Origin of the sequence: Microcoleus sp. B3-D7 (assembly GCF_036705305.1) — a bacterium.
Classification (GTDB): Bacteria; Cyanobacteriota; Cyanobacteriia; order Cyanobacteriales; family Microcoleaceae; genus Microcoleus.
In genome coordinates this window covers 1-15,701 of sequence record NZ_JAUBUE010000018.1, presented here as the reverse complement: position 1 = coordinate 15,701, position 15,701 = coordinate 1, and the positions used below count along the sequence as shown (strand labels likewise).

At 50.0% G+C, this 15,701-nt stretch carries 6 protein-coding genes; 4 read left to right on the top strand and 2 right to left on the bottom strand.

From position 1 onward, the window contains the following. Nucleotides 1-13: 13 nt before the first annotated feature. Nucleotides 14-8,611, bottom strand: coding sequence for an amino acid adenylation domain-containing protein (locus QUB25_RS14455; protein ID WP_333183870.1), 8,598 nt, complete (start codon nucleotides 8,609-8,611; stop codon nucleotides 14-16). A gap of 498 nt (nucleotides 8,612-9,109) precedes the next feature. Continuing rightward, nucleotides 9,110-9,406 carry a hypothetical protein gene (locus QUB25_RS14450; RefSeq protein ID WP_333183869.1) on the bottom strand — a complete coding sequence of 99 codons (297 nt, stop codon included), beginning with the start codon at nucleotides 9,404-9,406 and terminating at the stop codon, nucleotides 9,110-9,112. Nucleotides 9,407-9,411: 5 nt separating this feature from the next. Here QUB25_RS14450 and QUB25_RS14445 point away from each other — a divergent pair, with 5 nt between their 5' ends. From QUB25_RS14445 to QUB25_RS14430, 4 genes are all read left to right on the top strand, one after another. Then, nucleotides 9,412-12,201, top strand: a complete 2,790-nt coding sequence (locus QUB25_RS14445) for a TonB-dependent receptor domain-containing protein (protein WP_333183868.1) — start codon at nucleotides 9,412-9,414, stop codon at nucleotides 12,199-12,201. A 273-nt stretch (nucleotides 12,202-12,474) separates the two neighbouring features. Next, nucleotides 12,475-13,656 carry a PepSY-associated TM helix domain-containing protein gene (locus QUB25_RS14440; RefSeq protein WP_333183867.1) on the top strand — a complete coding sequence of 394 codons (1,182 nt, stop codon included), beginning with the start codon at nucleotides 12,475-12,477 and terminating at the stop codon, nucleotides 13,654-13,656. A 90-nt stretch (nucleotides 13,657-13,746) separates the two neighbouring features. After that, a complete protein-coding gene (locus tag QUB25_RS14435; RefSeq protein WP_333183866.1) occupies nucleotides 13,747-15,009 on the top strand; it encodes an MFS transporter in 1,263 nt (420 codons plus the stop codon). Between the two features lie 88 nt (nucleotides 15,010-15,097). After that, complete coding sequence (locus QUB25_RS14430) at nucleotides 15,098-15,331, top strand: MerR family DNA-binding transcriptional regulator (RefSeq protein ID WP_333183865.1); 234 nt, start codon at nucleotides 15,098-15,100, stop codon at nucleotides 15,329-15,331. Nucleotides 15,332-15,701 lie beyond the last annotated feature (370 nt).

The window sequence follows — 15,701 nt, the reverse complement described above, 5'->3', positions numbered from 1 at the left end:
CACTGATTTGTGCTTAGCGCAAAGATGACAGTTTCATGCGGTACGCCGATCGCGAAACAGGCGCGATCGCGGGTTCTTCAACTGTCGCGTTTTTGTTTTTGGCTTCAGAAATATTTTCAGCAAGTACGGCGAGCGATTGTCCTGCAAAAATATCGCATAAAGGCAATTCTATCTGACAAGATTCTCGTACCTTTGCTGCTAATTGAATTGCCAGCAGCGAATTTCCTCCTAGTTCAAAAAAGTTATCGGCAATGCTTAACTGTTCGATGCCGAGAACCTCACAGCCAATTCTCGCTAACATTGCCTCAATAGGGGTGCGTGGTGCGACAAAAATCTTTTCTTGTTGAATCGCGGCCTCCGGTTCAGGCAGTGCCTTGCGGTTAACTTTGCCGTTCTCCGAAAGCGGCAGCGCGTCCAAAATTATAAATGCAGAAGGCACCATATAATCGGGCAGTTTTTCGCTCAGGAATTGGCGCAATTCTTCAACTGCCGGGGCAGCGTTTTGTTGTGGAACAATATATGCTACTAAGCGCTTTTGACTGTGCTTTTCTCCCAAGGCGGTGACAATGGATGCTTTGACTGCTGGGTGCTCATTCAAAGCAGCTTCAATTTCTCCGGCTTCGATGCGGAATCCGCGAATTTTAAGGCGGAAATCTTCTCGTCCTAAAAATTCGATGTTGCCGTCAGGGAGGAAGCGCCCTAAATCTCCCGTTCGGTACAAGCGATCGCCCGTAACGGGGTGCGTGAGGAAGCTGGCGCGAGTTTTTTCTTCATTCCGCCAGTATCCTTTTGTCAGTCCAACTCCGGCACAGCACATCTCGCCGGCAACCCAGACGGGACAGTCTTCGAGCCTTTCATTCAAAATGTAATAGCGTGTATTGGCGATCGGCGATCCGTAGGGAATGCTCTTCCAAGAAGAATCAACAGTTTCTACCGGATACCAAATATTCCAAAGGGTAGTTTCGGTTGGCCCGCCGACACTGACAACGCGACATTCTTTGACGATCGCCCTTAACCTCTCAGGCAGGGTTATAGGTATCCAGTCTCCACCGAGAAACGCCCAGCGCAAGCACTCTGGCAACACCTCAGAACGTCCGCCAGCGTAATCGAGCAGCATTTCCATCATCGGGGGAACCGAGTTCCAAATGGTGACGCGCTCTTTTACCATCAATTGAGCCCAGTGAGCGGGGTCTAGCCGTTGCGCCGCATCGGGAATGACGATCGCTCCCCCCGCTGCTAGGATGCCGAAGATATCATAAACCGACATATCGTGGTGCAGTGCAGTGACTGCGATCGCGCGATCGCACTCGGCCACATTAAACACTTGGTTGGTCTGAGCGATCGCATTGACTGCACCGCGGTGCGCGATCGCCACGCCTTTCGGCAAGCCAGTTGAGCCGGAAGTATAAATCACATACGCTAAATCTTCCGGTTCCTGCACCGACTCCAAAGCTTCGCTGCTTTCTGCAGCCAATTCGTCGGTATCTAGACAAATTCGCCGCACATTTTCCGGCCATTCCAATCGCTGATTTAACTGAGATTGCGTCAAAACAATCTCAACTTCGCCATTTTCCAGCAAATACCACAGCCGCTCTTTTGGTAGCGCCGCATCTACGGGCAAATAAGCTGCCCCGGATGCGAGAATGCCGAGCACAGCGACGATTTGCTCCCATCCTTTTTCCATGACGACGGCAACCAACTGGTTGGGGCGAGCTCCCAGCTTCCGCAATCGGTGAGCGACTTGATTCGATCGCAGATATAGTTCCTCGTAGGTGAGGGTACGATCACGTGTAATAATGGCGGGTTCGTGCGATCGCGACGCGACTTTCTCAGCAAACAGTTCGTGCAGCAATACATCGGGAATCGGTGCTTCGATGCCGTTAGCGACGGCTTGCTGCTGCAACTGCGCCGTTCCCTGCCAAGCTTCCTCCGAGCTGGCGAGGCGCTGCAACAGGCGGCAGTAGGCATCAAACATATCGTCGATTAGCCCTTGGGGGAAGAGTTCTTCCACCGCATCCCAGTTCAAGAATAGAGTGCCGCCAGCTTCGCTGTACTGATTGTCTATCCAAACTTGGGGAGTTTGACCGACGACGTAAACAACCTCTCCGATTTCTGCGATCGCGGCCAGTATGGAAGAATCGCTTTGTCCGGGGTTATTCTGCGGATTAGTCGTGAATACCACTGGCATCGGTGCCGCCGATGTTCTTCCCAGCAGTTGCGTCAATTCTCGCAGAACGCGCACGCCGCTGACGTACTGGTGCTCTAAATCGTGCCAAAGCTGCTGAGTCAGGCGTTTCGCCCGAACTTCAAAACTTTCTCGGCGCGAGTTGTCTACCTCCAGCAAAGTAAACGAGGCAAACTCGCCGATAATGTCGTTGACTTGCGGGTGCAGCGAAAGGCGATTGAAGCGCGGCACGTTGAGGGTAAACCGAGGGCTTTTGCTCCACAGGCCCAGAACTTCGGCATAAGCAGCCAGCAAAACGCCTGTCGGAGAAAGCGCCGATCGCGCGGCTCTGGCTTTAAGTTTTTTCCACGTTTCCGGCTCTAACTGAGCGGTCCTGCGCTTGAAGCGAGGCTGTGTCAGTGAACTCGGATGCTTGGCCAAGGGGAGTTCGGGCGCTGGCGGCAGAGTGGCGAGGCGATTTTTCCAATACTCTAAAGATTGCTGGAAAAATGGGGCATCTTGGAGCGCGATCGCAGCTATAACGTAGTCGCGGAATGACAGTTGCAAAGGCGTGATCGCCGCGTTGGGATTGCGGTAAAACGTCACCAAATCTCCGAAGAGAATTTGATAGCTCCAACCGTCAATGCACAAGGCGTCAATGCTGACGTGCAAGCGGATGCGGCGATCGCTCAGAAGCGAGGCGCGAATCTCGAAAAGCGGCCAGCGATCGAGCGGCAGCACTTGGTGAGACAGGGACTCGCGAATTGCTTCGAGTTGGCAATTCACCGCCTCTGGGCTTTGTCCGCGCAAATCTAATACTGGAATTGCATAAGCTGGCACTGTTTCTAAAATTTGCTGTTGCCCGTCTGGATGGACGATCGCGCGCAGCATATCGTGGCGTTCCACCACTCGCTGCCACGCGAGGCTAAACCGCTCTAAATCTATATCGTCGCCTTCAATTTCTACATAGCCGTGAATGGCGACATTCCCCATTTCAAAAAAGCTATTTCTCCCGATCCAGTACGCCTGCTGCATTTCATTGAGCGGAAAAGGTTCGCAGCGATTTTGAGGATCGGGGACGATTGCAGGCAGTTGGGCAATCGGGCGAGATTCGATCGCCTGCTGCGCTTTAGCGATGGCGATCGCTTCTGCCAAACTTTCCACCGTCGGAGACTGAAACAAACTGCGTAGCGGCAACTCTACCTGAAACGCTTCTCGAACTTTAGCAATCAGTTGCGTGGCCAGCAGGGAATGTCCTCCCAACTCGAAGAAATTGTCGCCAATTCCTATTTGTTTGACGCCGAGAACCTGACTCCAAATTTCAGCGAGTAACTGTTCTTCCCGAGTGCGAGGTGCAGAAGCGGCGTTTAATTCCGATCTTTCTACATCGAGCCCTCTGAGCGATCGGCGATCAATTTTTCCATTAGATGTTAAAGGCAGAGCCTCTAGCAGCACGAAGGCTGAAGGGATCATGTATTGTGGCAGCTTTTCTTTGAGAAAGTCACGCAGTTTGCTAATTAAAGATGGCTGCCCAGTGCTCAATTCAGAGCTAGAAACGATATAAGCCACCAAGCGGTTTTCGCCTGAATTATCCTCCCCAAGCAGCACTACACTTTCCCGCACTGCTGGATGCTGGCTCAGTACCGCTTCAATCTCGCCCAGTTCAATTCGGAAACCGCGAATTTTGACTTGATTGTCGCTGCGGCCTAAAAATTCAATCGTTCCATCTGGCAGGTAGCGGGCAACATCTCCTGTGTTGTACAACCGCGCCTCGATTTCCTGACTGAAGGGATTGGGAATAAACTTTTCGGCAGTTAGTTCGGGTAGGTTCAAATAGCCTCTGGATAAGCCAGCGCCGCCGATATACAGTTGGGCCAAAACGCCTACAGGAACCGGCTGCAAATTTGCGTCCAGAATGTAGAGCTGGGTGTTGGGAAGAGGGCGACCGATCGGGATCGAACCGCGCTTTGATTCAACGGATTTTATCGGATGGATGGCTGTCCAGACAGTGGCTTCTGTGGGGCCGTAAAAGTTCCAAAGGGGGACGTTCCACTCAAGCAACTCAGAAGCGAGTTCTGCGGGCAAAGCTTCTCCGCCGCAAATAATTAGGCGCAGGCTCCATTTTGGCTCGCCATCTGCTGTTTTTTGAGCGTCAATCAGTTGGCGGATTGCTGAAGGAGTTTGATTGAGAATGGTAACTCGCTCCGAGCATAGCAATTGGTAAAAAGCCGAGGGCGATTGAGTAACTTCTAGAGGGACGATAACCAGCTTTCCGCCGTGAACAAGCGCTCCCCAAATTTCCCATACGGAGAAGTCGAAAGCGTAAGAGTGAAAAACAGTCCAAGCGTCGCGCTCGCTAAAATTAAATACGGGGTAAGTGGCTGCAAAAAGATGAACGGCGCTGCGATGGTTGACTTGAACGCCCTTGGGTTTCCCTGTCGAACCTGACGTATAGATTACATAAGCAAGACAATCGGGCGTTACATCGCTCAAACAATTTTCTTTGCTTTCTCGCGCGATGTTTTCCCAGTCTGAATCAAGGAAAACTGCACTCCGCGCCCGATCGCGAATCTTCTCATATATATGCGACTGCGCCAGCAGCACTTGAACCTTGGCATCCTCGAGCATGAAGCTCAAGCGTTCGCTTGAATACGCCGGATCGAGCGGAACATAAGCGCCGCCAGCCTTAATAATTCCCAGCAATCCCACCACCATTTCTAGGGAGCGATCGACATAAATTCCGACGCGGACTTCAGGTTTTACACCGAGTTTTTGCAGGTAGTGCGCGACTTGATTTGCTTTTTGGTTTAGTTCCTTATAGGTGAGCTGTTTGTTTTCAAACACCACCGCAATGGCATCGGGTGTCTGCTGCGCCCGAGCTTCAAACATCTGGTGAATTGTAGAATCTTTTGGATAATCCACTTGCGTGTTATTCCACTCCACCAACAGTTGATGCCGTTCGCGATCGCTCAACAATGGCAATTCTGAAATAGGCGTGTCGGCATTGGCGATAATTCCTTCCAGCAAAATCTGAAAATGCCCGTGCATCCGCGCGATCGTGCTGGGTTGGAACAGGTTCGTGCTGTACTCCCACGTCGCCGTCAACCCCCGATCGGTTTCTTCCAAAAACAGCATCAAGTCAAAATTAGCGGTTCCGGTATCAATTTCATGGGAATTTAAGGTCAGCCCTGGCAATTCTAGAGTCTGCGTCAAGCCGTTTTGCAAGGCAAACCCCACTTGAAACAGCGGCGAGTAGCTCAAATCTCGCTCTGGCTGCAACTCCTCGACCAGCTTCTCAATCGGTACATCTTGATGCGCGTAAGCGCCTAATGCCACTTCTCGCACGCTCCTTAGCAACTCTCGAAAAGTTGGATTTCCATTTAAGTCAGACCGCAGCACTAAGGTATTGACAAAAAATCCAATTAATGCTTCAACCTCGCGGAGATTGCGGTTGGCGATGGGAGAGCCAACTAAAATATCTGTCTGCCCCGTGTAGCGATAAAGCAGCGTCTTGAAGGCTGCCAGCAACGTCATAAATAGGGTGGCTTTTTCTTGCTGGCCCAACCCGGCCAGGGCCGAGCTCAAATCTTTGGGCAACTCCCAAGTTTGTCTCGCACCCTGGAACGTTTGAACGGCGGGGCGAGGAAAGTCTGTTGGTAAATTTAGAACCGGCAAGCTGCCGCTTAACTGCTGCTTCCAGTAAGCCAGTTGTGTCTCTAATATTTCTCCTTGCAACTGCTGGCGCTGCCATGCGGCAAAGTCGGCGTATTGAATTGGCAGCGGGGAAAGCAAGGGTAAACGATCGCTAGCAAAAGCTTGATAAAATTCTGCCAACTCCCGGAGAAATACGCCCAGGGACCAACCGTCAAAAACGATATGATGCACGGTTAGAAGCAAGACGTGCTCTGTGAAGTCGAGGCGCAGCAGTTTGGCGCGCAGCAGAGAGCTTTGCCCCAAGTCAAAGGGAGCTCGCGCTTGGAGGGCCGACAGCCTTTGTACCTCGGCCTGGCGATCGTCTGGGGAGCGCGAGCTCAAATCTATCACTGGCAGCGTCCAATCGCCCGCAGCAGCAACAACCTGTATCGGTTGCCCTTCCACAGCGACAAACGCAGTTCTCAAAACCTCGTGCCGCTCGATAATTTTCTCAATACTTTGCCTGAGTGCTTCTACATTAAGTTGCCCACTTACCCGAACCGCACCGCAGAGGTTGTAGAAGGGGTTTCCCGGTTCCAATTGGTCGAAGAACCACAAGCGCTCTTGGGCAAAAGACAGGGGAAGATGGCGCGAGCGAGAAACTGGCCTCGGGACGGCTGCTTTGGTATTTCCTGTCAGTTGCTCTAGAATTTGCACTGCCAGTCGAGCAATGCTCCTATCCTCAAACAAATCGGCAACCGATACAGTAACGCCCAAGTCACTTTCAATTTGATTTTTTAACTCAAAAGTTCTTAAAGAATCTAGTCCAAAGCTACTGAGCGGTCGATCGATAATATCTTGTGTTTTCCCGCTGGCACTGAAGTGGATTGAAGATTCCTCTTCCGTCGCTAGCCGACTTTGGCTATTATCCGGGGAATTCATTCCCCGGCGGTTTACCTGCTGCCAAAGGTAAGCCTCAAGCAGCGGCTGCCGTTCTTCTAACTCTGCTGCCAGCAGAATTTCTCGAGTGAGACGATTCTCTATTTCAACAAAATCAGCTAACTCTAAAACGCTGCTCGCAAAAACTTCCAAATTGTCAGCTAGAAAGTCAGCACAGGCGGCGCGACGTTGAATTTTACCGCTGGTCGTTTTCGGAATGCTTCCGGGCTTAATCAGCACTACTCCATAAACTTGCACTTCATATTCTTGAGCAATGCTGGAGCGGATGGCGCTGATAATTTCCTCGGCATTATCCGGCGCTTTGCGAGATTGTAATTCTGGCACGATAACTAGCTGCTCTTCGCCGGCGACTTCCACCGAGAATGCCGCGATCGCCCCTGGCCGCAAACTGGGATGGCTGCGCTCTGCGGTTCTTTCTATATCTTGGGGGTAAAGATTGCGACCTCGGATGATAATCATATCTTTGAGTCGCCCTGTAACAAACAGTTCTCCGCCGCGTAAAAAGCCTAAATCTCCTGTTCGCAAAAATGGCCCTTCGCGGGTATCTGAAAGATATGCTTGAAAGGTTTTTTCTGTTTCTTCTGGGCGATTCCAATAGCCTCGCGCAACTGTTTCGCCAGCTACCCAAATTTCTCCGACTTCGTGCGGCTGGCATTGCGTCAGAGATTCGGGATTGACGATCGCAACTAGAGTGCCAAATTCAGGGAAACCGCAGCCGACTAAAGTTCTCGCGCCGCGATCGCCTTCGACAACTTCTACAATGTGATTATTTGCCAGCGCCCCAGCGTCAACAGGTAAGAAAGTCGGTGTTATTCCGCTGCGAACCGTGGCAATTTTTAGCGTGGTTTCTGCCATTCCGTAAGCAGGACAAAAGGCATCGGCGCGAAAACCGCAGGGCTCAAAAGCTTTGGTAAATCGCTCTAGGGTTTCTTTGTGGATCGGTTCTGCGCCGTTATAGGCGACGCGCCAACTACTCAAGTCGAGCATTTTTTCGCCATCGCCCAAGATTTTGCTTATTTTGCTAGCACACAAGTCGTAAGCAAAATTTGGCCCGCCGCTGTGGGTAGCTTTGTAGCGCGAAATCGCTTCCAACCAGCACATCGGGTTCTGAATAAAAGCCGCTGGCGGCATGAAGTAAGAGGGAATTCCCAAATACAAAGGTTTGAGCAATCCGTCAATTAACCCCATGTCGTGAAAGGGGGGGAGCCACGTTACCGCAACGCTCTCGGCATCGTGGTGAAAGCCTCGGTGAATGTATTCGATGTTGTACAAAACGTTGGCGTGGCTCACCATTACGCCTTTGGGGGTGGAGGTTGAGCCGGAAGTGTACTGAAGATAAGCCGCGGAGTCGGGATCGATGGGTGGCTGCTGCCACTTTTCCCCGTCATCGGCAAGCGCCTCTGCACTCAGCCAGTGCAGCCCTTTGAGTTCCGGCGCTTGCTCGCATAGCTGCTCTAAATTTTCCAAGTGTCGCGCGGGAGCGATCGCAACTTTTGCTCCTGCGTCTTTGGCGAGCGCACTAATTTTCGCTAAATTCCGTTTCAGCTTCGGCGGATAGAGGGGAACTGCGATCACTTTGGCGTACAAACATCCAAAAAAGGCGGCGAGATAGTCCAATCCTGGCGGGAAAAGCAGTAAGGCTCGTTCGCCAGTGAACCCCAATTTCTGAAGTCGCACGGCGTGCGATCGGGCGATCGCGTCTAACTCTCGATAGGTCAAACTGGCGGTTTCAGTTTTTCCGTCTAACAGAAATGTATATTTCTGCTCTGGTTGGTGTAATGCTCTGTTTTGCAGGAGTTCTACTAAAGTACAACTTTCGGTGAGTTGGTTTCCCTTAATGCTTGCGTCACTCATCGATTCTTTTTACCTATAAATCTTGTTTGCAGTACGCCAACCAGTTCCGCCAAATTCTTTCCACATAGACTTTCTGTGGACAGTTGTCCGGCGTTACGAGTCTCCCATCAGCGTGTTTGAGTCTTCAATCCGGGTATTAGCGCTTGTTTTGAGTTTTTTTTGTCGATCGCGCTGTTCGGCAATGGCTCCGGGGCGATTTCAGTCCGAGCCAGCTTCGATATCAGCTTCAGGGGCTTTACGGCTATCGACTTTAAGCATCCTATGCTAGATGATATTTATTGTCAAGAGTCTGGCAGCAAATTTGTTGACTGCTATGGTTTTCTATATGACAATCTTTTCTAACTCTTGCCATAGCATTTTAGGCGCTCGTTTGTCTAGCCCTTACCGCAACCATAATAGGCAAGTGGTGCACAACTAGCTAGAGGGGTCTAACCCCCTATATTAAAATGCAATTAGTTTTCATTAGTTAACTCTTGACAGATGTAACTGCTGTGTTATCTAATTAAGGCACTTTCTCATTAAGCGTCCAGCAACTACTTCCTTTAACCGAGGAAGGTGCCAACCGTGGGCGATCGTCCAGAGCGCCACCGGACTGAGGCGTTCGCCCTCACGCGCTTCCTGCCAGACAAAGGCGGATAGCGACGGGAGAATCGGATCGAACTGCGCCTGACAACTAGGTCGTATCTTCCGCAGGTCAGTTTCACTCCTGCCCACAAGAGCAGCAACGCTGCCACAAATCATGTTGTGCAAACAACGCAAACCACATATCCGAAGTTCTATCAATTGTTGATTCAAGACTAATGAACATATCGCAGAAATTACTAAGTAGCCTTGGGCTGGCAGGAGTCGTGTCGGCGGTAGTCGCTCAGTCGGCGTGCGCTTCCAACATCGCGCAGGTGACGGGCATTCGCCTCAACCCCACGTCAGAAGGCATTGAAATCATCCTAGACACTGAAGATGGAAGACCCCTGCAAGTGTTCACCACCACCTTTGGCGAAACTTTACAAATTGATGCCATCACCGCTCAACTGCGACTACCGGGGGGAAATGAGTTTCGTCAAGACAAACCGGCTGCCGGAATTGCTTCTGTCACCGTTACTCCTTTAGATAACAACAGCATCCGAATCAAAGTGATTGGTGAGAGAGGCCAACCAGTGGCACGGGTGATTCCTAACGCTGCGGGTCTGATTCTCAGCTTACAACCCACCTCGCAGATGACTGCTCGCCCGCCTGCACCGGCTGCTACAACACAGCAGCCGGGGACACCCGCAGCACCCGTGCCACCGACAGGGCAGCAGGTAGAGATACCCGCAGAACCTTTGCCACCTACAGCGCAGCCACCAGGGACGCCTGGAGAACCCTTACCGCCTACAGCGCAGCCGCCAGGAACGCCTGGAGAACCCTTACCGCCTACAGCACAGCCACCAGGAACGCCTGGAGAACCCTTACCGCCTACAGCGCAGCCACCAGGAACACCGACACAGCCACCGGGAACGCCACAGGTGGGGAGAGACCCGATTGAAATCGTCGTCACTGCAACGCGAACCGCAGAAAGAGTGACGAACGTGCCGCGCTCTATAACGGTGGTAGACTCACAAGAAATTCAGGAGCAGGCAGGGCCATCGAGAAATATCGGGGAAGCTCTGGCAAATGAGGTTCCCGGTTTTGCGCCCCCGACTCAAAGTACGGCAACTTATGGACAAACTTTGCGGGGTCGCGACGTTTCCGTTCTGATTGACGGCGTGCCACAAGGTACCAATCTTCAATCTTTTGGCAGAGATTATAGAAACATCGATCCCAGCGCGATCCAACGCATTGAAGTAGTGCGGGGGTCTACAGCAATCTACGGCGCTCAGGCTACAGGTGGCGTGGTTAATATTATTACTCGCCGGCCAACTGAGGAAAGGCTAACTGCTGTTACTGAAGTAGGCGTCAGTAGCGCTTTAACAAACACAGAAGATGCTCTAGGCTTTAACGCTCAGCAGACGATTTCTGGCCGAAGTGGCAATTTCGATATGACGGGCACTGTCTCGCTCTCTAGAAGTGGATCTTTTTACGATGCCAAAGGCGATCGCATTCCCTTTTTTGAACTCGGCGGAGATAGCAGCACCCTCTTCAACGTGATGGGCAAAGTCGGGGTAGATTTGACCAGCGAACAGCGGCTGCAACTAACTGTCAATCACTATCGGGAAACCCAAGATCCCAATGTGATCGGAGACTCTAGCGTTGACGACCAGGAAGGACGGCAAAAAGCCCGCGCCATCCGAACCGGAGATTTTGATATCGACGGGGAAGAACCGGGAAATAAAAGTACACAGCTCAACCTAAGTTACACCAACCAAAACCTTTTTGGCAGCAGCCTTCAAAGTCAAATCTACTATCGAACGAATTCCAATTCAGGCGTTCCTTTAGATTACCGCCCGTTCGAGTTCTATGGTCCGTTTGTCGGCGTTACTCGTTCGCGAGCCGAGAGCGAACAGATAGGAGGTAGACTGGCGATTACCACTCCTTTGTCCCGTGCCGAAAATCTTCGATTAACTTGGGGTTCTGACTATGTTACTGAAGATAGCAAACAGCGTTTCGACTTGTACGACCCGGAGATATTTGACACAAGTGGTCGTCGGGTTTACCGGAAAATTTCCGAGCGTCCTTTCGTTCCTCCTTACACTTACAACAGCCTTGGCCTTTTCGGTCAATTGGAATGGAATATTGACGATATAGTCATTCTAAGTGGCGGGATACGTCACGAACGCATCGGGTTAGAAGTCAATGATTATACCACTTTTAACGATCGCCAGATCCAAGGAGGCGATCGCAAATTTAACGCCACCCTATTTAATACAGGGGCTGTCTATAAAATTAATGACAACTTCAACGTATTTGGCAACTTTGCTCAAGGTTTCTCAGTTCCCGATTTCGGCCGCATCCTCCGCGAACCCCCAGACAATTTTGTCGGAATTGAATCTTCGTTAGAAGTAACTCAACCGCAAAAAGTGAACAGCTACGAAATTGGCATTCGAGGAGCGTGGGAATCCGTGCAAATGTCGCTTGCCGCTTTTTATAATACCTCTGATCTAGGAGTGAATTTTCAACCAGTTGGCAACACCGGTCGACTGGAACTAAAGCGCGCCCCAGAACGCATTTACGGCTTAGAAGGGACTGTGGATTGGCAACCTGCACGAGCATGGTCGCTCGGCGGGACTGCTACTTATATTCAAGGCGAATATGAGGAAAATGGCAGTTCCATCGCCCTCGATAGCGTCCGAATTCCACCGCTCAAGCTAACAGCTTATCTCGAAAACGAAACTTTGCAGGGATGGAACAATCGGTTACAGTTATTGTATTCTGGAAATCGCGATCAAGCCTTCAAAGATGGCTCGGATGGTGGCCCAATTAGCAGCTATCTCACAGTGGATTACGTCAGCACAATTCAACTGGGAAAAGGTCTGCTACAAGTCAAAGTCGAGAATTTATTGAATAATCAATATTTTCCCGTGGTTTCTCAATACTTAGCTGGATTTGGCTCGGACAGCTCTAATTATCCAGGCAGAGGTTTGACTCTCAGTGTTAATTACCGCCTTAACTGGTAATTATTTATCGGCTGGGGATTTCCTGCTGATGAGAAAGTTGGGGCTTGCGAGGAAAGCGCTGGCCGCCTAACTGTCGCTATCAGGTGTTGTTCTGGTAATGATAACAAGGGTAACTCTCCCTCTGAGAGACCCAAGTTGCTAGTTACAAATCTACCCCCAAGCTTCGGGGGGCACTCTAAAAGCCCTCCGCAAATTTGGGAAGAATACTCTAAAATTCCCGGAAATTTGCGGGGTTGGGGGCGTCTAATTATAACTAGCAACTTGGGTTAGATAATGAGAACAGTTAACGGCTTTGAGAAAAATTTAGAGATGAAGTTCCGCAAACTCGCATTCAAACTGCACTTGTATTTGGGGTTGGTGGTAGGAATATTTCTAGCAGTAATTGCTTTAACGGGTAGCTTGCTGGTTTTTAGTCCCGAAATCGAGCGGTTCTTCAATCCCCAACTCCTGCAAGTCATTCCTCAAGCCGAACAGATACCGCTGGAAAATGTCCTGCAAATTGTCGAAAAAGCTTATCCGCAAAATCAAGCTCTTAGTATCTTGCTGCCGCGGTCAGCGAAGGAAGTTTGCCAAGTTTGGATGCAGTCAAAAAATGAGGAAATAGTTAGCGTTTATGTCAATCCTTACAGCGGAGAAATTACGGGTACGCGCCTTGGAAAACAAACTTTTACAGGTTTTATTTTGACGTTACACGCGGAATTAGCGGGAGGAGAATTCGGTCATCTTGTTGTCGGTATTTGCGGTCTAGTAATGCTAGGACTAACTTTTACTGGTTTGGTATTGTGGACGGGTTGGCGCAATTTGGGTCGCGGATTTTCTATTAATTGGAAAGCTCAGTGGCAGCGGACTGTATTTGATTTACATAACGTTTCTGGCATTGTATCGGTCGCTTTTCTCATACTCATCTCGGCGACAGGGACAGCGATAATTTTTTACCCGTCGGTTGAATCGACTTTGTATTGGCTAACCAATGAAAAGCCACAGCCAGCATTGACTTCTCATCCCCAATCTAGCAGATCGAGGCAAAAGATTGACGAAATATTACAGCAAGTTAATACCGTTTGGACGGAAGCTAAAACCACTTTTATTTCTCTGCCTTTGACACCTGAAGAAACTTTTAAGGTACGGAAAAAATTTCCAAATGAGCCTCACCCAAACGGTATTAGCACCATTTATCTCGACCAATATAGTGGCAAAATATTGCAGGCTGACAGTGTAAATTCTGCTTCTGTAGCCAATCGAATTCTCAACTCGCTTTATCCGTTACATATTGGCAGCTATGGCGGAATTTACTTGCGACTTGTACACGCGCTCGCAGGATTAGGAGCGATTGTACTGTTTGTTACGGGCGTACTAATGTGGCGACAGCGGCATTTGGCGAAATTTTACCGCAAGGAGGCGAGACAGCAATATGAAGAATTATCTCCACTGAGCCAGCAATGGCCTTGGTTTTAAGGATAGCGGCGTGCGGTTTGATGCGGGTGTCATTCTTCTGCCTAAAAACCCCGATTCTCTGAATTTTAAATCCTATCAATCGCTTATTTAATGCAAAAATTTATTCAACTCTGGCTCGGACAAACTGCTTCGATGATTGGCAGCGGTATGTCCGCGTTTGCGCTGACTATTTGGATTTGGGAGTCCACCAGTCAAGTGACGGCTTTGGCTTTGTTGATTTTTTTTATTCAATTGCCGCGCATCTTGCTCGCTCCGGTTGCTGGCATTCTCGTCGATCGCTGTAATCGAAAATTTTTGATGGCGATCGGTGATGCGGTTTCAGCTGTGTTAACGCTCGCTATCCTATTACTTTATATCAGCCAAAATCTGCAACTATGGCATTTATATGTAGCGGGTGCAGTTAACGGAATTTTTGACCAAATTCAGCAGTTAGCTTACTCAGCAGCCATCGCCACAATGATGCCAGAAAAGCATTACAGCCGTGCTAGCAGTTTAAGTTTTCTGGCAAGTTACGGCGCGAGTATTATTGCTCCGACGCTGGCGGGGATTCTCTATTCTGTGATTGGGTTGAGCGGGATTTTTACGATCGACCTGGCAACTTTTACAATAGCGATCGCCACCCTAGTATCTGTCAAAATACCCCAGCCCGCGATCGCCTCCAATCCCCAGCCGACTCGCTTTCACCTATTGCAAGAACTCAGCTTCGGATTCCGCTACATCGTCGAGCGTCCCAGCCTGCTGGCCTTGCTGGTGTCCGTTTCGCTATTCTGGTTTGCTCACGACATCGGCGCGGCCCTCTACTCGCCGATGATTCTGGCACGCACCGGCAACAATGCCAGAACCCTAGGTACTATCCTTTCAGCCGCCGGCGCCGGCGGCGTTCTAGGAGCATCGATCGTCAGTATTTGGGGCGGCCCCAAACGCCGAATCCGGGGCTTTCTGCTCGGCATGGCAGGCGCGGGCTTGAGTAAAATACTCTTTGCTTTCGGTCAGGCACTTTCCATCTGGATTCCCGCTCAATTTTGTTCGTCTTTCAATTTCCCCATCCTCGGCAGTTCCAACGAGGCGATTTGGTTGGCGAAAGTCGCACCAGAAGTACAGGGGCGCGTTTTTGCTACCAGAGCAGTTATCGTGCAATTGGCGTCAGCGATCGGTTTATTGATCGCAGGGCCACTTGCCGATAGCGTCTTTGAACCCGCCATGCAACCGGGAGGTTTTTTAGCAGCTATTTTTGGCGGAATTATCGGGACAGGTGCCGGTGCTGGCATGGCTTTGTTATACGCTATCTCCTCGCTGGGCTTACTGCTCGTTGCAGTCGGTGGGTATGCTTGCCGACTGCTGCGCGATGCCTAAAGGGGAAATGGGAAAGGGTTAAATAACGAGAGTCAAAATCTGGACAATACCCCATTAACCTAGACAAAAGTTGTGATCTAATCAAGTTATGTCGAGTTTAAGTCCTCCAGAAACAGCCGAGCTATTAGGTGTAACGGTCAAAACCTTGGATCTATGGGAGGCTGACGGCAAAATTAAATCAACTCGTACAGTTGGTGGTCATTGTCGCTATGATATTGCTGACTTAATTGGCAATAAAACAGGCAGTGAATTGACAGTAGGTTATGCCAGAGTATCCAGTCACGATCAAAAAGACGATCTTAAAAGACAAGTTCTAGCTTGAGAAAGCTATTAGACCTCTCCCATAATTCCAATCCCTTCCCCCGCTTGGTTTCTGGTGGACGGTTCCGGAGGGGCTCGTCCGCCAGAAACCAACGCTTCAATAAGGATTTCAACGGTTTGTCAATAATAACTACCCTATTTTATGGCCTAATTTTTACTATTTTTTTCAGCTTGTAGGGACTTTTCTTGACACATAACTATCGCACCTATTCGCCACCGTATTAATCCACCTACCACCAAAATTACTGGCTCGTAATTTTTTGGTGTTAAGCGAAATCTCTCTGCTGCTACTCTACAATACTCCGGACAGTTTTTCAAGAGGGAGGCGATGGCTTCGGCAAGCAACGCTTACGCAATAAATCACAGAAGCG

Coding starts and splice junctions, on each gene's coding strand:
- QUB25_RS14455 (WP_333183870.1), bottom strand. CDS start 8,611: ATGAGTGACGCAAGCATTAAGGGAAACCAACTCACCGAAAGTTGTACT.
- QUB25_RS14445 (WP_333183868.1), top strand. CDS start 9,412: ATGAACATATCGCAGAAATTACTAAGTAGCCTTGGGCTGGCAGGAGTC.
- QUB25_RS14440 (WP_333183867.1), top strand. CDS start 12,475: ATGAGAACAGTTAACGGCTTTGAGAAAAATTTAGAGATGAAGTTCCGC.
- QUB25_RS14435 (WP_333183866.1), top strand. CDS start 13,747: ATGCAAAAATTTATTCAACTCTGGCTCGGACAAACTGCTTCGATGATT.
- QUB25_RS14430 (WP_333183865.1), top strand. CDS start 15,098: ATGTCGAGTTTAAGTCCTCCAGAAACAGCCGAGCTATTAGGTGTAACG.